Genomic DNA, 20742 nt, shown 5'->3' on the forward strand with positions numbered 1-20742 from the left:
CGCACGCACCGATGGACGCCGCCGCCGGTTTTCTGGTAATGACACGGCCATGAGCCGGATCGTGACAGGCCTGCGTTTGCCGACCACGGGGGACTATGCCCCCGTGCACGACCACGCGCGCCTGCCATGGCGCTTTTTCGCGCGCCTCCTGGCCGCCCACGGCCGACCTGTCGGCTGACCGGCCGGCGCGCGCCGCGCCCGTTGTCCCGTTCTCGACCATGCCGTGACCGCCGCCCTTCGAAGGACCCCGCGGCCGGTCCACTCAGGAAAGCCAGACGCCCATGACCGCGACCCCCCGCACGCTCTACGACAAGATCTGGGACGACCACCTGGTCGACACCCAGCCGGACGGCACCGCGCTGCTCTACATCGACCGCCACCTCGTCCACGAGGTGACCAGCCCGCAGGCCTTCGAGGGACTTCGCGTCGCCGGCCGCAAGGTGCACCAGCCCGGCAAGACGCTGGCCGTCGTCGACCACAACGTGCCCACCACCGACCGCAGCCACGGCATCGACGATCCGGAAAGCCGCGAGCAGGTCGAGCAGCTGGCCATCAACGCCCGGGAGTTCGGCGTCGAGTACTACAACGAGCTCGACGTGCGCCAGGGCATCGTCCACGTGGTAGGCCCCGAGCAGGGCTTCACCCTGCCCGGGATGACCATCGTCTGCGGCGACAGCCACACCTCCACCCACGGCGCCTTCGGCGCGCTCGCCCACGGCATCGGCACCTCTGAGGTGGAGCACGTGCTCGCCACCCAGACGCTGATCCAGAAAAAGGCGAAGAACATGCGGATCACCGTCGACGGGCAGCTGCCCGAAGGCGTGACCGCCAAGGACATCATCCTCGCCATCATCGGCGAGATCGGCACCGCCGGCGGCACCGGCTACGTCATGGAATACGCCGGCGAGGCAATCCGCGCGCTTTCCATGGAAGGCCGCATGACCGTCTGCAACATGTCGATCGAGGGCGGCGCCCGCGCCGGCCTGATCGCGCCCGACGAGAAGACCTGGGCCTACATCAAGGACAAGCCGCGTGCGCCCAAGGGCGAGGCTTGGGATCGCGCGCTTGCCTACTGGCAGACGCTCTACTCCGACGAGGGCGCCCACTTCGACCGCGAGGTGCGCCTGGACGCCGCCAACCTGCCGCCGATCGTCTCCTGGGGCTCCTCGCCGGAAGACGTCGTCTCCGTCACAGGCATCGTCCCGAACCCGGACGACATCGCCGACGACAACAAGCGCGCCTCCAAGTGGCGCGCGCTGGAGTACATGGGCCTGAAGCCGGGCACCAAGATCACCGATATCGCGCTCGACCGGGTGTTCATCGGCTCCTGCACCAATGGCCGCATCGAGGATCTGCGCGCCGCCGCCAAGGTGGTCGAGGGCCGCACCATCGCCCCGACCGTCCACGGCATGGTCGTCCCCGGCTCCGGCCTGGTGAAGCTTCAGGCCGAGGCCGAGGGCCTCGACAAGATCTTCAAGGCGGCCGGCTTCGAATGGCGCGAGCCGGGCTGCTCCATGTGCCTGGCCATGAACGCCGACAAGCTGAAGCCGGGCGAGCGCTGCGCGTCCACCTCCAACCGCAACTTCGAAGGCCGCCAGGGCTTCAAGGGCCGCACCCACCTTGTGTCCCCCGCCATGGCGGCGGCCGCGGCGATTGCCGGCCATTTCGTGGATATCCGCGATTGGAAGTGAGGTCATTGGACTTCTGGAAGGGTTGACGCGCCGATCCGGCGCCTGGAAAAAGAAGCGGCCGGCCCGGGAGATCGGGCCGGCCGTTTGTTGGAGGAGCCGGGGCCGCCTGTCCCCCGGTCCGCTCACGAGGGGAACCGCGACACCATGACCGTCACCGTGAAGGCGCTCGGCCAGAAGGATGCCCACCACCTCGCGCCGCTGATCGCGGCCTATGCCCAGGCGATGCGTCGCGGCGCGCCCCGCCGCCCGGACGAATACTACGCCGAGCTCCTGACCGCCGACCGCACCGCCGAGGTGCTCGGCGCCTATTCGGAGACCGGCGCGCTGATCGGCTTCGCGGTCTTCTTCGACCTGCCGGACACCATCACGGGCCTCCGCGTCGGCCAGCTCGACGACATCTACGTGCTGCCCGAGTTCCGCAACCGCGGCATCGGCCGCCGCTTCGTAGAGACGCTGAAGATCGAGGGCCAGAGCCGCGGCTGGGCTCGCCTGCGCTGGATCGTGCCCAAGCCGGTCGACGCCGCCGCCACCGGCCTGCCGCCCGAACCCGGCCTCTACGAGGAGATCGCTTCGCTCTCCTCCTCCAAGCTCTACGAGATCCCGATCGATCCGCTGGCCTGACCAGCCGCTGGCAACAGGCGCGCCGAAGCCGCCGCCGGCCCTTGGGGGCCGCGGTCGATGGGGAGGTGCGCGGGGCGCTTCGGGCCACCGGCGCTCAAGCGGGCGCCGATCGACAGACTTGAAGAATGGGTGCTTGAACCCGCCGGTCCGGCGGATCCCGCGCGCCCCGCGCACGGAGGCTGCGGCCTTATGCGGGACAGACCTCCTGGAGGTATACGTTCACTTCCCTCTCCAGGCACACGCATGAAGTTTTGCAGCGTGCTCGGCCGGCATCACCCGACCGTAGGCGGTCCCGTTTTCGGTCGCCGGCGGTTCGGGCTCGTCAGGCCCTAGCCGCCGCTCCGCACTCCCGCCCGCGCGCCGAGACGACCGGTACGCCCTCGTTCGGGCAGGAGCGGGGTTGAGAATAGCGCCGGGGCGGACGGCGGGGATAACTTCAGCCGGCGACGCCGATTCAGGCTGCCGGCTCGTCGCGGTCCAGGCTGTGCCGGGTCAGCAGCGGCAACTGCGCCGCCGAGAAGACCAGCGTCAGCGGCATGATCCCCCAGACCTTGAAGGCGACCCAGAAATCGGTGGTCTGCGTGCGCCAGACCACTTCGTTGATCACCGCCAGGAGCACGAAGAACAGGCCCCAGCGGAAGGTGAGCTTGCGCCAGCCCTCCTGGTCGAGCTTGAAGGCCCCGTCGAAGACATAGCCGAGCAGCGGTCGGCCGAAGGCGAGCCCGCCCAACAGGACGGCGGCGAACAACCCGTTGACGATCGTCGGCTTCATCTTGATGAAGGTGTCGTCGTGCAGAAACAGCGTCAGCCCGCCGAACACCAGCACCACGACGCCGGTCACCACCGGCATAACAGCCAGCCGCCGCGTCAGCGTCCAGGACACCACCAGCGACACCAGCATCGCCACCATGAAGGCGGCGGTGGCGGTGAAGATGTCGTAGCGGCTGTTGGCGAAGAAAAAGACGGCGAGCGGTCCGAGTTCCAGGGCCAGCTTGACGAGAGGACTCTCGTGGCGCGTGGCCGGATCGTTAGGACCTTTCTCGAATTCCATCAGGTGGGGCTCTCCGTCGTTTGCATCCTCTAACTAGTGGTCGGCTCGGCCGCCGACAATGGGGTTTATAGGCCGGGAACCCCCGCAACAGCGGCCATTGCGCCTGTACTACCCTTATGGTTGCATGCCTGGGTGGAAATGACCGTGACCGCCGGACGGATAGGCGCGGAGGGGGACAGAAAGTCATGCGGGCCATATTCGTTCTCGCCGTCGTCGCGATGGCGTTCCTGCCGGCGCCCGCCAGCGCCCAGATGTCGGCCGCCGACGTTCTGAAGAAGGTGCAGGGCGACTAGGCCGAACTGGACGCGCTCGACGCGATGTTGCGGGACCCCGACGCCAACACCCGCATCACCGCCATGTCGGCGATGATCTCCTCCGGCAATCCCGTTCTCGTGCGCCGGGCGAGGCAGGCCGGGCTGACAAGCTCCGATCCGGACATGCGCGCCACCGCCTTGAAGGCGGTGTTCGACGCGGGCGGGCCGTTCCGGGTCGTCCTCGACTTGAGCAAGGCCGACGAGAAGACCACTCGCGTCCGGGAATGGCTGTCGGGCGTGGGCGAGACGGCAAGCGCAGACGGGCAGAGCGCCAGCTTCCTCCTGTCGGCGGACGCCTACGACCCCGACGCAAAATGCTGGAAGGCACCGAACAGCAGCTACTGCGCCATTGTCCTTGCAGGCGAAACCATCACGCTGCCCACGCTTCGACGAGCCGTGGCGTCGCTGACGCTGGGGGACGACGGGGTCTTCCGCGGCACGCTCGCCACCCAGCTCGGCTCGAACGCCATGCCGCCGGTTCCGGCGTCCATCGACATCCTGGAATAGCTCAGCGCAGCAAAAGACAGTCGATCCTGAGTGGCTTGTCGGATGCCCAGGCGGAGGAGATCACGACCCTCGCCAGCCGCGCGTTCGGCGCGGACCCGTTGGTGAGCGTGAGGTACCCCGTGGGCGGCACGTCGGCAGCGCCGAACATTCCCCAGTAGCCCCTGCGGTCGGCGCGCGGGCTGACCTCCGCACGGATGCTCTTGGGAACGGCATACGCGCCCGATCCGGCGACCGACTTCAGCGTCAGCGACGACACCGCAACCGGGGCGTCCGCGTCGATTTCGACCTCGATGGTGATTGGAAGGGTTCCTGCGTCGAACACGGCCGGTCCTCCGGACGCCAGGCGGCTGCAGGCGTGCTCGGCCGAAGCGGCTGGCCGGTCGCACGTGACCGAGCGCAGCGGCAGAGCGTCAGGCTCGCAAGCCTGGCTCGCGGTCGCCTCCTGTTCGATCCGCGTGGCGACGGTATTGGCCTGCGCGTCGAGGATGCGCTTCAACTCGGCCTTGATCTGGTCGATCCGCAGGAACTCGACCAGAGTGTCGTCGGGTTGGGACACGTTGATCGCAATGCCGACGACCTCGCCTTCGACAGTCGCGATCGCGCCGCTGGTGCCCTGGTACACGTCCCCGCCCTTCAGGATGGCGGTGAAGGTGACGAGACCCACGTCTCGAACAACGAGATCCAGGCCTTCCATGAGCCCGCTGGACATCACGCGGGTGAGCACGACCGGCGCGCCGGGCCGCAGGAGGTGGTCCACGGTATCCGGCAGGCTGTCCCAGCTCTGTGTGCAGCGGTTCTCAAGGCCCGGCGACACGTAGGCGAGCTTGACGTCGTTCGCCGACCGGAACGGCATGACCGCGGCATCGCCGTAGGTGGCCGGGTTGCTCGTGACGATCTGGAAAGTGGAACTGCCCGCCGAGACGTGCTCAGGCAGGACGAGGAAGCAGTTGCCACGATGAGTGACGATCAGGCCCTGGCCGGTGTCGTCGACCTGCACCACCTCCGCCGAACCGCCTCCGGCGGAAACCGCGAGGAAGGCGAACGCAGCCGCGACGGTACGGACGGCACCCCGGATCACAGCAGAACGCCTGCTTTCCCTCTTGTGATGATCGCGCATTGAGTGTTCCATTCGACGATCAGGATTTTTACGCGCATCGCGCGGCGGGAGTGTCTGCAAGGTCTATCGGAGTACGGGGGTAAAGCGCGAAGTGTCAACGATACCGTGGATCACCATGACCGCCGTGCTGTTGTCGACGCTTGCGCCCGCGGCCGCGCAGGACCGGACGGCGTTCGCCGAGGTCGACAAGCTGACGGAAACCTTGGGGGAGAAGGTGCAGATCGCCGGGGGCGGCGTGGTGATCGGCTTCTTCGCGACGGGTGAACCGGTAGAGGAGCGCCCCCGGGCAGAGGCGGTCATACCGGCCGCCTGGAAGGGCTCCTGGCTATGCGTTGCCCTCGTTTCGGCGGACGGTCGCTACGAGCGCAGCCAGTCCTTGCGCGTTCGCGACGACTGGTCGGGGGGGTCCGAGACGGTCCCGATGTCGAGCGATTTCATGGAGTTTCTGAAGGCGTCATCGCCGCTCCCCCAGGCGGGTGGTTCCACGAAGGTGGACGGCAACACTCTGTCCGTTCTCATCCATAAGGGCAGGTGCGAAGCCAAGGCGGGCGAAGTCGCCCCGGTGACCTGGAATCAGTCGATGCCTTATTCGCCGCAGACTTACGTGTTGCGGTTGAATTCCTTCAGTGCATCGGAAGTGTATCTGATTGTAGGTAGGAATAAGATGAGGATAGAGTGTTTCAAGCTTGATGCTTCTGACGAGATGGCCTTCGACTACGATTGCCGTATACCCGGAGATATGCTTGGGACCGAGCCCTTTGTTAAGATCGAGATCAACAGACTGAGGAATGGTCAGATCGACCGGCCAGTGGTGTTGCGTGTCGCCCGCTGAGCGTGCGCCGGAAGATCCGCCGAGCCAGCCGGGCCATTCCTGGCGGTTCACGCCGGTGCGAGCCTATGCGTCCGGGTTCCGTGAGGCCGCCCGGCGAATCCGACTTTTGGCGTGGATCGTTCCGCTCGTCGTCGGCGTATTCCTTGTGGCCTCGCTGGTTCCGCAGAGCCGGTCCTTTGTGATCACCGTCGAGACCGGCGGCCTGTCCCTGGTCGTCACCAAGTCAGCCTTGTCGAATTGGCTGTTCCCGCAAGCGCATGTCTGCCTGCGCCGCGAGGCCAACCTGGAATCTGCTCCAGCGAGCGGGATCGCCGAATGCGATTCCAGGGCCTACGAGGTCCGGAAGGCGTCGGACCTGAACGTGGCTTGGACCCCCGGGACCGAACTGCGGATCACCCGTGGCGGTGAGACTGCGTCGCTCCGGATCGAGATCCGGCCCGGCGAAGCCCCGCCGACGACAGCCTCCTTCCTGCAGGGTGAACCCGCGACGCCCGTCGAGATCCCCCTGCCGGTTGGCTCCTTCATCGTGGTCAAGGGTGGCGACTGGCCCGACAACGGCCCTCTCGGCTTCTACGGTTTCGCCGTGCTGGGTTCCAAGCCTTCACCGGGATCCCGTTCGCATCTGATCTCCGGGCGCTACGAGATCCGGGAGACCCTTTTCCTGCGTTCGAACCCGATCGCCGTGGCCGGCAGCAGCTTCTTCGCGGGAGACCAGGTGTCCGTTGTCTCCGCACAGGGGTCAAAGCCGCTGCCCGTTGAAGGGTTCATCGACGTCGCCGAAAACCAGAGGAACCGCGGTTTCGGTGTCATCGTCCATGCGGTGGCCACGAAGGGCCGCATGATGGTGGAGCGCAGTGGTGCCGAGACCGCCTACATCACCAGCCGCTGGTTCGAGCGGGCCGCCAACGATCCGATCATCATCGGCGCCGCGGTTCTTCTCGGACTGCTGATGAGTGTGGTCGAGCTCTTTACGCGGTTGCGGTCGATCGGTTGACGGGTGCCGCCAAGCTGCCCACCGTATTGGCGCCCGGCGGGTGCGCTCACTGGAAGTTGCGGCCTTTCGGCATGACTCGGGCGGTGCTGGTGGCGACCTTCTGGAGGTCGTCGGTGATCTCCGGGATTTCCTTGAGGAGGTGGACCATCCGGGGGCGGACCTTGTCGTCGCGACTCTCCTGGATGGGGCGCTTCACCTCGTCGGCGCGGGCGAGCGCGTCGAAGCCGCCGAAGTCGGCGGAGAGGCGCGACAGCATGGCGGTCTCGTCGGCCATCTCCTCCACCACCACGTGGATCACGCCGGCCTCCCGCTGCAGCCGCCCGCGGGCGCGCACGAAGCGGGCGCCGATCACCGTGCCGCGCAGCCGCTCGAACACCTTCGGCCAGACGATCAGGTTGGCGACGCCCGTCTCGTCCTCGATCGTCATGAAGATGACGCCCTTGGCCGATCCCGGCCGTTGCCGCACCAGGACGAGGCCCGCCACGTCGACGGTCCGTCCGGCGGCGAGCACGGCGAGCCGCTCGTTGGGCGCCACGCGCTTGGCGTCGAGCAGCGGCCGCACGAAGGAGACCGGGTGCCCCTTCAGCGACAAGGACAGGAACCGGTAGTCGTTGACCACGTGCTCGCCGAGCGGCATCGGCGGCAGATGGACGTCGGGCTCCCGCTTCGGGCCGGCGGGGGCTGCGACGGCGAACAGCGGCAGCGTCTCCTCGTCGCCGGTGCGCCCCAGGCCGCGTGCCGCCCACAGGGCGGTCCGCCGGTCGAGGCCGATCGAGCGGAAGCAGTCCGCGTCCGCCAGTCGCTCCAGCACCGCCTTCGGCAGGCCCGTCCGCAGCCAGACGTCGCGCAGGGAATCGTAGCCCGCCCCGCGCCGCTCCACGACGAGGTGCATGTCGGCCTCCCGCACGCCCTTGATCTGCCGGAAGCCGAGCCGCACCGCGTGGCTGGACCAGATCGCCCCCTTCATGGCGCGATGGCGGGCGTGCACCCGGTCGGCGGCGTGGCCATCGCGCTCCAGGGCGTTGTCCCAGTCGGAGCAGTTGACGTCGACCGGCCGGATCTCCACGCCATGGTCCTGCGCGTCGCGCACGATCTGCGCCGGGGCGTAGAAGCCCATCGGCTGGGCATTCAGCAGCGCGGCGCAGAACACGTCGGGATAGTGGCACTTCAGCCAGGACGAGGCGTAGACCAGGAGCGCGAAGCTCGCCGCGTGGCTTTCCGGAAAGCCGTATTCGCCGAAGCCCTCGATCTGGCGGAAGCAGCGCTCGGCAAAATCGCGGTCGTAGCCGCGCGCCGCCATGCCCTCGATCATCTTCTGCTGGAACGAGCCGATGGTGCCCACCTTGCGGAAGGTGGCCATCGCCCGCCGGAGCTTGTCGGCTTCCGACGGCGTGAAGCCGGCCGCGACGATGGCGATCCGCATCGCCTGCTCCTGGAAGAGGGGCACGCCCATGGTCTTGCCGAGCACGGCTTCGAGCTCCGGCTTGGGGAAGGTCACCGGCTCCAGCCCCTGCCGCCGGCGGAGATAGGGATGCACCATGTCGCCCTGGATCGGCCCCGGCCGCACGATCGCCACCTCGATGACGAGGTCGTAGAACTTGCGCGGTTTCAGGCGCGGAAGCATCGTCATCTGCGCCCGGCTCTCCACCTGGAACACGCCGATCGAATCGGCCCGGCAGAGCATGTCGTAGACGGCCGGGTCCTCCGCAGGGATGCTGGCGAGGCCGAGCGGCCGGCCGTAGTGCACGGAAAGGAAGTCGAAGGCGCGCCGGATACAGGAGAGCATCCCGAGCGCCAGGATGTCGATCTTCAGGATGCCGAGCAGATCGAGGTCGTCCTTGTCCCACTCGATGACGGTGCGGTCCTCCATCGCCGCGTTCTCAATCGGCACCACCTCGTCGAGCCGCCCGCGCGTGATCACGAAGCCGCCCACGTGCTGGGAGAGATGGCGGGGAAAGCCGATCAGCTCCTTGGTCAGCCGGCCGACCTGCGCCACCACCGGATCATCCGGGTCGACCCCGGCCCGCCGCGCGTCCTCCGGCCGGATCGAGGCGGACGACCAGCCCCAGATCTGGCCGGCGAGCGCCCCGACCGCGTCGTCGGAGAGCCCGAAGGCCTTGCCGACCTCCCGCACTGCCGACCGGGCGCGGTAGGTGATGACCGTGGCGGCGAGCCCCGCCCGCTCGCGGCCATACTTGGCGTAGATGTACTGGATGACCTCCTCGCGCCGCTCGTGCTCGAAGTCGACGTCGATGTCGGGCGGCTCCTTGCGCTCAGGGCTGATGAAGCGCTCGAACAGGAGATCGCCCCGCTCCGGATCCACCTCGGTGATCCCCAGGCAGAAGCAGACCGCCGAATTGGCCGCCGAACCGCGGCCCTGGCAGAGGATGCCCTTGCCCCGCGCGAAGCGCACGATGTCGTGGACGGTCAGGAAGTAGGGCGCGTACTGGAGCTCGGCGATGATCGCGAACTCGTGCTCCACCGCCTTCTTCACCCGCTCCGGAATGCCAGCGGGATAGCGCCGCGCCGCGCCCTCAAAGGTGAGCGCCACCAGCGCCGCCTGCGCGCTCGGATGCCCTTCGGTGGGCTCGTCCGGGTATTCGTAGCGGAGTTCGTCGAGCGAGAAGGAGAGCTCGGCGAGCACCTTGCCGCTCTCGTCCACCGCCTCCGGGACGTCGCGGAACAGCCGCCGCATCTCCGCTTCGCCCTTCAGGTGCCGCTCGGCGTTGAGCGCCAGCCGCCGGCCGGCCTCCGCCAGCGTGGTGTGCTCGCGGATGCAGGTGACCACGTCGGCGAGCGCCCGCCGTTCCGGCGCGTGGTAGAGCACGTCGCCCGCCGCCATCAGCGGCACGCGCGCCGCGCGCGCGAGCCGGGCGAGCCGCAGGATGCGCCTCCGGTCGCCGCCGTCGTGCCGGAACGAGGCGGCGAGCCGAACGTGGCCGGCAAAGGCACCGGCGAGCGCGGCGAGCGTGTCGGTCACCCCGGTAAGCGCCGCCCCGTCGAGACGCGTCGGCGGGATGACGGCAAGGTGCGAGCCCTCCCCGTGCGCCAGGAGGTCGCCGAGCTCCAGCCGGCACTCCGCCTTTTCGCTCCGCCGCTTGCCGAGCGTGAGCAGCCGGCAGAGGCGCCCGTAGGCCGCCCGCGTTTTCGGCCAGGCTGCCACGTCGGGCGTACCGTCGGCGAACGCCAGCCGCACGCCGGGGACGAAGCGGACACCATGGTCCTTGCCCGCCTGGTGGCCGCGCACGATGCCGGCGAAGCTGTTGCGGTCGGTGATCGCGAAGGCCGCCAGCCCCAGGCCGGCCGCCGCCTCCGCCAGTTCCTCCGGATGGGAGGCGCCGGCGAGAAAGGTGAAATTGGAAAGGGCGATCAGCTCCGCGTAGGCCATGCCGTCCGGACTCGAATTGTTCTCACTTTGTTCCGATGGATTCCAGAGCGCGAGCTTGGAGTCAACCATGCCGTCGGTCGGCATCCCCCCTCCTGCCGGACGAGCGCACCCCCTGGGCCGGACAGGGCCGGCAGTGCTAGGAAGGGAGCCCGACGCATCGAAGGAGCCCGCCATGTCCACCCTGCCCCGCATCGCCTTTCTCGGCACCGGACTGATGGGCGACCCGATGAGCCGCCGGCTGCTGAAGGCCGGCTACCCGCTTGCCGCCTGGAATCGCACCCGCGACAAGGCCGAGGCCCTTGCCGCCGCTGGCGCAGCAGTGGCCGACAGCCCGGCCGACGCCGTGCGCGACGCGGATGTGGTGATCACCATGCTGACCCGCGGCGACACGGTCGCCGACGTGCTCTTCGCCCAAGGCGCGGCAGCGGCCATGCGGCCGGGGACGGTGGTGATCGACATGAGCTCGATCCGCCCCGACGAGGCCCGCGACCACGCCGACCGCCTGAAGGCGATGGGGATCGACCACCTCGACGCGCCGGTCTCCGGCGGCACCGTGGGCGCCGCGGAGGGAACGCTGTCCATCATGGCCGGCGGCGACCCGGACCTCTTCGAACGCTTGCGACCGGTGTTCACCGCGATGGGACGCCCGACGCTGATCGGGCCGTCCGGCAGCGGCCAGATCGCCAAGCTCGCCAACCAGGCGATCGTGGCGACCACCATCGGCGCGGTGGCCGAGGCATTGGTCTTCGCCGAGCGGGCCGGGGCGGACCCCGCCAAGGTGCGCGACGCGCTCCGCGGCGGCTTTGCCGACAGCCGCATCCTCGACCTCCACGGCGGCCGCATGATCGCCCGCACCTTCCAGCCGGGCGGCCGCACCTCCAGCCAGATCAAGGACCTGGAGAACGCAGCGGCCGCCGCAGCTTCGGTCGGCGCCGACATGCCCTTCGCCACCCTCGCCATGGGCCTCTTCCGCGACCTCCTGGCCCACGCCGGCGACGTCGACCACTCGGGCCTCTGGATCGAGATCGACCGGCGGTCCCGGGAGGGCTGAGCGGAGCGGCCGGGGAACAGATCGCGGCCAGGAGGCGTTCGACGGGCAGATGGATGGGGCGCGACCGATCGCGCCGCAGCAACCCGGAGACCGCCATGGCCAACCCAGCGACCCGCCGCGAGACCCTTCACCTCCCCGACCGGCAGGACCGCCGCGGCGGCGCCCCGGCCGAACTCGGCAGCACCGAGCGCATCGCCACAATCGTCGGCGGCAGCCTGCTGGTCCACTGGGGCCTCCGACGCGGCGGTCTGACCGGACTGTTCGGCACGCTCGCCGGTGGCGCCATCGCCTGGATGGGCGTCAACGGCCGCACCGCCGGATCCCCCGACGTCGATGAGGGCACCGACCGCTACGCCCGCCTGCGCGGCTTCCGCTCCGTCGCGGCGGAGACGCGCACCGTCACGGTCGCCCGCCCGGCCGAGGAGCTGTACCGCTTCTGGCGCGATTTCTCCAACCTTTCCAAGGTGATGGAGCACGTCGAGCGGATCGAGGTGAAGGACGACCGCCGCTCGCATTGGGTGGTCAATGCGCCGGCGGGCCAGACGGTGGAGTGGGACGCGATCGTCACCGACGACCAGCCCAACCGCCGCATCGCCTGGGAAAGCGCCCCGGGCGCCGACATCAGAAACTTCGGCTGGGTGGAGTTCCGCCCCATCCAGGGCGGCCGCACCGAGGTCAAGGCGATGATCGTCTACGAGCCGCCGGGCGGCGAGATCGGGCGCATGGTCGCCAAACTGTTCGGCGAGGAGCCCGGCGTCCAGCTGGCCGAGGACCTCGCGCGCTTCCGCGACACGCTGGAGAAGGGCGGCGCCGGCCCCGCCGCCGCCAAGCCGCGCCCGATGTGAGGCGACGGATCCCGGCCCTTGCAGACCCGCGAACGAAAACGGCCCGCATCGTCGATGCGGGCCGCTTGTCGAATGGGGGTCGATGGCGCGTACGGATTACTCCGCGGCGACCTTCGCGGCCTGGGTGCTGGCCTTGGCGGCGTCGTTGAGCTTGCGCGCGCGGGCATTGGTGGCCTCGACGATGCGGGCCGACTTGCCGCGCAGGTCGCGCAGGTAGTAGAGCTTGGCGCGGCGCACCTTGCCGCGGCGGACGACGTCGACCGAATCGATCATCGGCGAGTAGACCGGGAACACGCGCTCCACGCCCTCGCCGTAGGAGATCTTGCGGACGGTGAAGCTCTCCTGGAGGCCGCCGCCGTTGCGCGCGATCACCACGCCTTCATAGGCCTGGACGCGGGTACGGGTGCCTTCCGTGACCTTCACGTTGACGCGGACGGTGTCGCCCGGGCCGAAAGCCGGCAGCTTGCGCTGGGCTTCGATGGTTGCCATCTGCTCGGCTTCGAGCTGCTGGATGATGTTGCTCATCGTTCAAGCCTTCTTCATTGTCGAACAACCAGAGCGCCCGGACCAATCGTCGGTGCGACGGGGGCGAGTTCGTCGTTCTGATCTCGCTTGGAAACAAAGGTGGCGGGTCAATACACGAACTAGCCGGCTTTGTCGACCCTCGCGCGCGGCTTTTTCCGCCGGAACACGGTGGCGGCCGGCCCGAGCAGGCGTCAGCCGGGATCGCGCTCCCCTGGTCCGCGTCGGCTGTAGGCCTCCCAGAGATCCGGCCTGCGTTCGCGCGTGACTTTCAGCGCCTCCGTCTTGCGCCAGAGCGCGACCTTGGCATGGTCGCCCGACGTCAGCACCGGCGGGATCTCCTCGCCTTCGAACAGCGCGGGACGGGTGTACTGCGGATGCTCCAGCAGGCCGGCCTCGTGGCTTTCCGTGTCGCCGGACGTGTGGTTGCCCATCACGCCGGGCAGCAGGCGGACGACCGCGTCGAGCACCACCAGCGCCGCAACTTCGCCGCCGGAAAGCACGTAGTCGCCGATCGAGACCTCCGCCAGGCCGCGCCGCTCGACGATCCGATGGTCGACCCCCTCGAACCGGCCGCAAAGGATGACGACGCCCGGCCCGCCGGCCAGTTCGCGCACCCTGGGCTGTGTCAAAGGACGGCCGCGCGGCGTCATCAGGAGCCGCGGACGGGTGTCGTCCGCCGGCGATACCGCATCGATCGCACGGGCGAGCACATCGGGCCGCATCACCATGCCCGGCCCGCCGCCGGCCGGCGTGTCGTCCACGGTCCGGTGCTTGTCGGTGGCGAAATCGCGGATCTGCGTCGCCTCCAGCGACCAGGTGCCGGACTGGAGGGCCCGGCCGGCGAGGCTGATGCCGAGCGGCCCGGGGAACATCTCCGGGTAGATCGTGAGAACGCTGGCGCGGAAACCCGTCATGACCCGTCCGCCTCGGCGCCCTCCGGCGGCGTGTCCTCGTCGAGGAGCCCGGCGGGCGGATCGATCACCACCCGGCGCCCGGCGATGTCGATGGTGGGCACGGCTGTGCGCGTGAACGGCACGTAGACCGACTTGGCCCCGGGCCGGGACACCTCCAGGAGATCGTCCGACCCGAAGTTCGGGATCGCCACGACAGTCCCCACCGGCTCGCCCGCGACGGTCTCCACGGGAAGGCCGAGGAGGTCGGCGTGATAGAACTCGTCCTCCTCCTCCGGCTCCGGCAGCGCGGAACGGTCGACGTAGAGCTTGGTCCGGTTGAGCTTTTCCGCCTCGGTGCGGTCCTTTACGCCCTCGAAGGCGACCACCAGCATGTCGTCCTTTACCGGCCGCGCCGTTTTCACGACGAAGCGGCGGCCCTTCTCGTCGAAGAGAGCCCCGTAGTCCTGGAAGGCTTCGGGATCGCCGGTATGGGATTTCACCCGCACCTCGCCCCGGATGCCGTGGGCGGCGCCGATCTCGGCGAGGAGGATGGGGTCCGCAGGGGGTGAATGAGGATCGTTGGCCATGCGAAGTGCCGACCACAATCAGCTGTCCGTGTCAATTCGAAGAAGCAGTCTCGTCGGCCGACGACGAACGGGGCAATGCAAGGCTATCGGGCATTCGGCGGTCGAAGACCAACTTCTTCAATCCCAGGCCAACCGCTCCTGCCCACGGCGCGATGGCATAGAATTCTCCATGAGGCGCGAAATTCCACACGGCATCTCCGAGTGCAGCGACGCCCGAAAACAATAGAAAAACACCCAGGTCGGTTCGGGTTTTCACTCCGGAGCCGAGCGTCTTCCAGTCAAATCCGCCGGCCAATGGCATCCCCTCAGCGCTTCGAGCCTGTCAGAAGATGCGTGATACTCAAAAGGATACCGATGACGCCCAGCCGCGACGCCATCTGGCGGGACGCACTTGGCTGCGACCGAAACAGGAAAAGCAGCAGCAGAACGATCCCGGCGAACGTAATCGCCGGCCATCCGAACCAAGCGAACAACTGCAGACCGATGGATCCGACGACCAGACCAGCAGCCACTAGCGTGGCAACCGGCTCTTCACGGAGGTAATGAACTGCGATGTTTGACATTCGCTACGGACCTGTGAGCACCTCAACAATGTACTTGTAAATTTCGACAAGGCGCAAACGTTTGTCAAGGCGCTCACAAGCCGAAGGGATGGTAAAGCAAGAAACCCCCAGGCGTTGTCGCCCGGGGGTTTTGGATAGGTAGCCGCGAGAGAGCAGCGGATACCATCTGAGTACATCAGCTCAGGCAACGTCCGTCGAAAACGGCACCATTTCGTTGAATGGCGCGCTCCCCGCAGATCACTCCGCGGTGGCGGCGGCCTCGGCCTTGGAGGCGCGCTCGGCGGCGCGTTCCTTGGCCTTCTCGCCCGGCTCGGCCTTCTTCGGGTTGTTGCGGGCTTCACGCTTCAGGAGGCCGGCGGCGTCGAGGAAGCGCAGCACGCGGTCGGTCGGCTGGGCGCCGTGCGACAGCCAGTGCTTGGCGCGGTCGAGGTCGAGCTTGACGCGCTCGGCCGAGTCCTTCGGCTGCAGCGGATCGAAGGTGCCGATCTTCTCGATGAAGCGGCCGTCACGCGGGGAGCGCGCGTCGGCGATGACGATCGAGTAGTGCGGACGCTTCTTGGCGCCGCCACGGGCGAGACGGATCTTCAAGGACATGTCAAACTTCCTTCCAGGTCATCAGTCGGACCGGCATGCCGGTCGGTTGTCATCGGCAGCCCGGATCCGATCCCGGCCGCGTTCCAGAGGTCCGCAGCGCCGCGCGGGCACTGCGGACGAGCTCATTTCTTCTTCGGCCCCTTGCCGAAACCGGGCAGGCCGGGGAGCTTGGGCAGACCGCCGAGCCCGCCGAGGCCAGGCGGCAGGCCCATGCCGGGCGGAAGGCCCTTCGGCATTCCGGGCGGCAAGCCTCCGGGGGCGCCGCCGCCGCCCATCCCCATGTCGCGGGCCATCTTCTCCAGCTGCTGCGGGTCCATCTTGGAAAGGTCGGGCATGCCGGCGCCGCCGCCCAGCATCTTGCCGAGCCCGCCGAGCATGCCGCCCTTCTGCTTGCCCATGGCCTTCATCATGTCGGCCATCTGCCGGTGCATCTTCAGCACCTTGTTGACGTCCGACACGTCCGTGCCGGAGCCGGCCGCGATCCGCTTGCGCCGCTTGGCGTCGAGCAGCGCCGGCTTGGCGCGCTCCTTCTTGGTCATCGACTGGATGACCGCGATCTGCCGCTTCAGGAACCTGTCGTCGAGGCCGGCCGCGGCCATCTGGTTCTTCATCTTCCCCATGCCCGGCATCAGGCCCATGATGCCGCCCATGCCGCCGAGCTTCTGCATCTGCTGCAGCTGATCGCGGAGGTCGTCCAGGTCGAACTCGCCCTTGCCGAGCCGGGCGGCCATCTTCGCCGCCTTCTCGGCGTCGATGTTGGCGGCCGCCTTCTCCACCAGGGCGACGATGTCGCCCATGCCGAGGATCCGGTCGGCGATGCGCGAGGGGTGGAAGTCCTCCAGCGCGTCCGCCTTCTCGCCGACGCCCATCAGCTTGATCGGCTTGCCGGTGACCGCGCGCATGGAGAGCGCCGCGCCGCCGCGTCCGTCGCCGTCCACGCGGGTGAGCACGATGCCGGTGATGCCGATCCGCTCGTCGAAGGCGCGAGCGGTGACCACCGCGTCCTGGCCGGTCAGCGCGTCGGCGACGAGCAGCACCTCGTGCGGCTCGGTCACGCGCTTCACCTCGGCCGCCTCGCCCATCAGCCCTTCGTCCACGGTAACGCGGCCGGCGGTGTCGAGGATGACGACGTCGTAGCCGCCGAGCCTGGCGGCCGTCATGGCGCGCCGGGCGATCTCCACGGCGGACTGGCCGGCGACGATCGGCAGCGTGTCGACGTCGTTCTGCTCGCCGAGGATCTTGAGCTGCTCCATCGCGGCCGGACGGCGCGTGTCGAGCGAGGCCATCAGGACCTTCTTGCGCTCGCGCTCCTTGAGGCGGCGGGCGATCTTGGCGGTGGTGGTCGTCTTGCCCGAGCCCTGCAGGCCGACCATCAGGATCGGCACCGGGGCGACCGCATGAAGGTCGATCGGCTTGGCGTCGGACCCCAGCATCTCCACGAGCTGGTCGTGGACGATCTTGACGACCATCTGGCCGGGCGTGACCGACTTCACCACGTCGGCGCCGACCGCGCGCGCCTTGACCTTGTCGGTGAAGGACTTCACCACGTCGAGCGCGACGTCGGCTTCAAGAAGCGCCCGGCGCACCTCGCGCATGGCTTCCGACACGTCGGCCTCCGACAGCGCACCCCGTCGGGTGAGCTTGTCGAAGATGCCGGAGAGGCGTTCGGAAAGGCTTTCGAACATCGGCCAGGGTCTCGTCTGATGAGAGGGAAGGATCCCGCCCATGTGGTCACGGTCGACCCAGAACCCAAGCGCGAAACGCACCCGCGGGCGCAACGCGCTGGCGGATGGTGACCTCCGGGCTCTCGTGGCCCGGTCGGCGGCTCGCGTCTGAAGACGGCCGTGAATGGCCGGTGCGATAACCGCCCCACGGTGGAAAGTCAAGAAAAAGCCGGCAGCCGCGCGTCAGCGGCCGCGCCCCGGCTCAGCTGCCGCCGCCGCGCACGCTGGTCGGGTTCGTGCCGAACCGCCGCCGGAACGCCCTGTTGAAGGTGGTCACGTCGCGGAAGCCGACGGCATAGGCGATCTCCGCGACGGTCGCCGGCGCGAACGGGCTCGACAGCAGCGCGTAGGCGCGCGAGAGCCTGAGATCGCGCAGGCTGTCGGAGAAGCAGGTGCCTTCCTCGTGCAGCAGGATCTGCAGCGAGCGCACCGACAGCCCCGCCTGCCGCGCGGCCGTTTCCAGGTCGAGGTCGGGATCGGTGTGGCGCGCTTCGAGCGTCTCCCGGATGCGGGCGAGCCGGCCCTCCCGCACCCCGCCCCGCGCGTCGCCCTGCTCGATCGCGCTGAGGCTCGGCTGGATGCTGGCAGCGACGAGGTCGACAAGGTGGCTCGCCACCATCGGCCGCAGCGCCGGCGGCAGCGTGTCTTCGCGGCGCAGCTGGTCGAGATAGGCGCGAAGCAGCCGCAAGCCCGGCGTCCGGCGCGCCAGGATCATGCCGCCGAGGCGGTCCGGCTCCAGGCCCCGCGCCGCCAGCAACGCCTTCGGCAGCCGCAGTCCGACGAACGAGCCGCCGGTGGGGGTGGCCAGCAGGCTCGGCCGGTCGGTCACCAGCGTGACCGCCGCGCCGGTGTCGATCTCGTAGCGGATGCCGTTCTGCTCCGCCGCGAAGGTGCCGTCCAGCACGCAGGACACCGTCACCTCGTCGTCCTGCGCCTGGACGAGGTCTTCGCCGCGGATCATGCAGAGCGGGCTGAGGTTGTAGAAGGCGGCCACCACCTGCTGGTCCATGATGACGCCGACCCGCGCCACGAACCGCCCGGCGGCGAGCGGTTCCACGTCGACCGGCAGCACGAGTTCGGAGAAACGCCGGCGCCAGGCGTCGACGGCGATCCTGTCCGACAGGGCGCCGCTTCCGACCACGTCGATGCGCTGGAAGGCGACCCTTCCGGCCACGCTCGGGATACCGGGTTGCATGCGAACCTCGCATTGAATCCGGGCCATGACGCTCCGCGATTCTGCGTATCGTGCAAAGTGCTTCTGCGCGCAGTGCCGAGACCAACACTGCCCGGAATGGTACCGTGAAGCAAGCTCACAACCGTTTGTCCTTGTCCCGTCGGCCGCAGCACCGCCGCCGGATCGCGAGCCTTGGCACCGGAGACGGCATGGCATCGTCGCGTCATCCCTCGCATCAGGCGAGCCTGAGCCTGGTGGAAGGCATCTACGACTGCGTCTTCGAACCCGACCGCTGGGGTTCGCAGCTGCAGCGCCTGTGCGCCAGCACCGGCGCGGAAGCCGCTACGCTCGTCATGCACGAACTCGGCACGCGGTCGGCCATGCTGCCGCACCGCGCCTGCACCGATCCGTCCCTGGCGCTGTCCTACATCAACCGCTATGCCCGGATGAACCCGCACCTGGAGGCGGTGCGCAACCGCTCGGCCATCGGCGAGATCACCACCAGCCACCAGGTGCTCGGGGCCGACGCCTTCCGCCGGTCCCGCTTCTTCCAGGAATGGTGCGAGCCGGCCGGCATCGGCGACCTCGCCATCGCCGTCATCATGCGCAGCCCGACCCATGTCGGCACCGTGGGCTTTGCCCGGGGCACGTCGGCGAGCGCCTTCGATCCGGCCGCGATCGACCACCTCGGCACCATCGTTCCGCATCTCGCCCGGGCTGCCCGGCTTGGCGCCCTTGTCCAGGAGGAGCGCACCGCCAACCGCGCCTTCACCGCCGTGGTCGAGCAGCTTACGGTCGCCGCCATCGTGGTCGACCGGTCGGGACGGGTCGTCCGGGCCAACGCCGCCGGCGACGAGCTGATGAGCGAGGGGGCAGTGATCCTCTCCCGCGAACGCCGCCTCCGCTTCGTCGACGCCGCGGCCGAACAGGCCTTCCACCGCGCGCTGACCCAGACCGAGCGCGTCCCGGCCTTCATCGGCGCCGAGGACAGCGAGGGCTCGCGCCGCCTGGTGACCGTGCTCCCGCCGGCGGATGCGGCCGACGGGCACGCGGTGGTACTGATTGGCCGCCCGCAGGAGGCGCTCGGCGGTGCGTCGCGCGTGCTGATGGACTACTACAGCCTCACCCCCGCGGAATACCGCGTGCTCGCCGCCATGATCGAGGGCCTCTCGCCCAACGAGGTGGCCGAGCGTCTCAACCTGGCGATCGCCACCGTCCGCACCCACATCCGCCGCGTCCTGGAGAAGACCGGAACCAGCCGGCAGGCCGACCTGATGTGCGAGGTCGCGCGTGCCCTGCCTCCGATCCGCATCTGATCGGGACGGGCCTCCGGTCAGGGCCGCTGCGCGCCGGTCGCCGCGACGAACACCGCCCAGAGGTTCTTGTTGCCGGTGATGAACAGTCGGTTCCTCGCCGGTCCGCCGAAGGTGACGTTGGCAATCGGCCCGGGCAGCCGGATCTTGCCCAGAAGCTCTCCCGCCGGCGAGAAGCAGTGGACGCCGTCGCCCGCGCTCGTCCAGATGTTGCCGCCCGTGTCGACCCGGAAGCCGTCCGGCAGGCCGGCGTCGATCACCGCGTGGACCCGCCCGTTCTGCAGACGCCCGTCGGCGGTGACGTCGAACGCCCTGATGTGCCGGGGCGCCTCCGGATCGTGGCTCGCGCCGGAATCGGCGACGTAGAGGATGCTCTCGTCGGGCGAGAAGGCGAGCCCGTTCGGCTGCAGGAAGTCGGTGACCACCGCACGGATCTCGCCCGTCCGGCCGTCGACCCGGTAGACGTTGCGGGTGGGTTGCTCCTGATCGGCCTTGAAGCCTTCGTAGTCCGACATGATCCCGTAGGTCGGATCGGTGAACCAGATGGAGTCATCCGATGCGACCACCACGTCGTTGGGCGAGTTGAGCCTGCGGCCCTCGTAGCGGTCGGCGATGACGGTGATCGACCCGTCGGTCTCGGTCCGGGTCACCCGGCGCCCGCCGTGCTCGCAGGTGACGAGCCGGCCCTGCCGGTCGCGCGTGTTGCCGTTGGCGAAGTTGGAATCCGACCGGAACACCGACACCCCGAGGTCCGGCACGAAGCGCAGCGTCCGCCGGTTGGGGATGTCGTTGAAGAGCAGCATGTTGAGGTCCGCGAACCACACCGGCCCCTCCGCCCAGCGGCATCCGGAATAGAGCAGGTCCGGCTCCGTGTGGGGGACGATGAGGGTGAGGAACCGCTTGTCCACCACCTCGAACAGCGTGTCGGTCCGCATGGCGCCCATCCTTTGCTTCTGTC

The 20742-nt window shown here is 68.8% G+C and carries 20 protein-coding genes; 8 read left to right on the plus strand and 12 right to left on the minus strand.

Annotation, left to right across the window (positions count from 1 at the left end):
• The first annotated feature begins 281 nt into the window (after positions 1-281).
• Both leuC and HZ321_RS07735 read left to right on the plus strand, forming a co-directional pair.
• Complete coding sequence (gene leuC, locus HZ321_RS07730) at positions 282-1691, plus strand: 3-isopropylmalate dehydratase large subunit (RefSeq protein WP_181701597.1); 1410 nt, start codon at positions 282-284, stop codon at positions 1689-1691.
• Between the two features lie 144 nt (positions 1692-1835).
• Entirely contained in the window at positions 1836-2312 is a 477-nt protein-coding gene (locus tag HZ321_RS07735) for a GNAT family N-acetyltransferase (RefSeq protein WP_181701598.1), read from the plus strand.
• Between the two features lie 454 nt (positions 2313-2766).
• Here the strand turns inward: HZ321_RS07735 and HZ321_RS07740 are convergent, their stop codons facing one another.
• Positions 2767-3363, minus strand: a complete 597-nt coding sequence (locus tag HZ321_RS07740) for a septation protein A (protein ID WP_181701599.1) — start codon at positions 3361-3363, stop codon at positions 2767-2769.
• Positions 3364-3680: 317 nt separating this feature from the next.
• Between HZ321_RS07740 and HZ321_RS07745 the strand changes: the two genes are divergently transcribed.
• The gene (locus HZ321_RS07745) at positions 3681-4184 is read left to right on the plus strand and encodes a hypothetical protein (protein WP_181701600.1); all 504 of its coding nucleotides are present in this window, start codon (positions 3681-3683) and stop codon (positions 4182-4184) included.
• Between the two features lies 1 nt (position 4185).
• Here the strand turns inward: HZ321_RS07745 and HZ321_RS07750 are convergent, their stop codons facing one another.
• The gene (locus HZ321_RS07750; protein ID WP_181701601.1) at positions 4186-5361 is read right to left on the minus strand and encodes a hypothetical protein; all 1176 of its coding nucleotides are present in this window, start codon (positions 5359-5361) and stop codon (positions 4186-4188) included.
• A 55-nt stretch (positions 5362-5416) separates the two neighbouring features.
• On the opposite strand from HZ321_RS07750, the gene HZ321_RS07755 reads away from it, so the two are divergent.
• Positions 5417-6133, plus strand: a complete 717-nt coding sequence (locus HZ321_RS07755; protein WP_181701602.1) for a hypothetical protein — start codon at positions 5417-5419, stop codon at positions 6131-6133.
• Between the two features lie 106 nt (positions 6134-6239).
• Complete coding sequence (locus tag HZ321_RS07760) at positions 6240-7127, plus strand: hypothetical protein (protein WP_181701603.1); 888 nt, start codon at positions 6240-6242, stop codon at positions 7125-7127.
• Between the two features lie 46 nt (positions 7128-7173).
• Here the strand turns inward: HZ321_RS07760 and HZ321_RS07765 are convergent, their stop codons facing one another.
• Positions 7174-10515 (minus strand): error-prone DNA polymerase, encoded by a 3342-nt coding sequence (locus HZ321_RS07765; protein WP_181701604.1) that lies wholly within the window; start codon positions 10513-10515, stop codon positions 7174-7176.
• 172 nt (positions 10516-10687) lie between these two features.
• On the opposite strand from HZ321_RS07765, the gene HZ321_RS07770 reads away from it, so the two are divergent.
• Together HZ321_RS07770 and HZ321_RS07775 are read left to right on the plus strand one after the other, a co-directional pair.
• Entirely contained in the window at positions 10688-11566 is an 879-nt protein-coding gene (locus tag HZ321_RS07770; protein WP_181701605.1) for an NAD(P)-dependent oxidoreductase, read from the plus strand.
• Positions 11567-11661: 95 nt separating this feature from the next.
• The gene (locus HZ321_RS07775) at positions 11662-12411 is read left to right on the plus strand and encodes an SRPBCC family protein (RefSeq protein ID WP_181701606.1); all 750 of its coding nucleotides are present in this window, start codon (positions 11662-11664) and stop codon (positions 12409-12411) included.
• 96 nt (positions 12412-12507) lie between these two features.
• Here the strand turns inward: HZ321_RS07775 and rplS are convergent, their stop codons facing one another.
• From rplS to HZ321_RS07815, 8 genes are all read right to left on the minus strand, one after another.
• The gene (rplS, locus tag HZ321_RS07780; RefSeq protein ID WP_181701607.1) at positions 12508-12936 is read right to left on the minus strand and encodes a 50S ribosomal protein L19; all 429 of its coding nucleotides are present in this window, start codon (positions 12934-12936) and stop codon (positions 12508-12510) included.
• A 191-nt stretch (positions 12937-13127) separates the two neighbouring features.
• Positions 13128-13850, minus strand: a complete 723-nt coding sequence (gene trmD, locus HZ321_RS07785) for a tRNA (guanosine(37)-N1)-methyltransferase TrmD (RefSeq protein ID WP_181701608.1) — start codon at positions 13848-13850, stop codon at positions 13128-13130.
• Entirely contained in the window at positions 13847-14416 is a 570-nt protein-coding gene (rimM, locus tag HZ321_RS07790) for a ribosome maturation factor RimM (protein ID WP_181701609.1), read from the minus strand. The genes trmD and rimM overlap by 4 nt, the downstream gene beginning before the upstream one ends.
• 31 nt (positions 14417-14447) lie before the next feature.
• Entirely contained in the window at positions 14448-14711 is a 264-nt protein-coding gene (locus tag HZ321_RS07795; protein ID WP_181701610.1) for a hypothetical protein, read from the minus strand.
• A gap of 10 nt (positions 14712-14721) precedes the next feature.
• Positions 14722-14979 carry a hypothetical protein gene (locus HZ321_RS07800; RefSeq protein ID WP_181701611.1) on the minus strand — a complete coding sequence of 86 codons (258 nt, stop codon included), beginning with the start codon at positions 14977-14979 and terminating at the stop codon, positions 14722-14724.
• Positions 14980-15216: 237 nt separating this feature from the next.
• Positions 15217-15573 carry a 30S ribosomal protein S16 gene (gene rpsP / locus HZ321_RS07805; protein ID WP_181701612.1) on the minus strand — a complete coding sequence of 119 codons (357 nt, stop codon included), beginning with the start codon at positions 15571-15573 and terminating at the stop codon, positions 15217-15219.
• A 122-nt stretch (positions 15574-15695) separates the two neighbouring features.
• Entirely contained in the window at positions 15696-17258 is a 1563-nt protein-coding gene (gene ffh / locus HZ321_RS07810) for a signal recognition particle protein (protein ID WP_181701613.1), read from the minus strand.
• Between the two features lie 241 nt (positions 17259-17499).
• Positions 17500-18492, minus strand: coding sequence for an AraC family transcriptional regulator (locus HZ321_RS07815; RefSeq protein WP_181701614.1), 993 nt, complete (start codon positions 18490-18492; stop codon positions 17500-17502).
• A 188-nt stretch (positions 18493-18680) separates the two neighbouring features.
• Between HZ321_RS07815 and HZ321_RS07820 the strand changes: the two genes are divergently transcribed.
• The gene (locus tag HZ321_RS07820; protein WP_181701615.1) at positions 18681-19787 is read left to right on the plus strand and encodes a helix-turn-helix transcriptional regulator; all 1107 of its coding nucleotides are present in this window, start codon (positions 18681-18683) and stop codon (positions 19785-19787) included.
• Between the two features lie 17 nt (positions 19788-19804).
• On the opposite strand, the gene HZ321_RS07825 is transcribed toward HZ321_RS07820, so the two are convergent.
• Positions 19805-20719, minus strand: a complete 915-nt coding sequence (locus HZ321_RS07825; RefSeq protein WP_181701616.1) for an SMP-30/gluconolactonase/LRE family protein — start codon at positions 20717-20719, stop codon at positions 19805-19807.
• Between the last annotated feature and the right edge of the window lie 23 nt (positions 20720-20742).

This window comes from Chthonobacter albigriseus (assembly GCF_013839445.1).
Lineage (GTDB): Bacteria > Pseudomonadota > Alphaproteobacteria > Rhizobiales > Pleomorphomonadaceae > Chthonobacter > Chthonobacter albigriseus.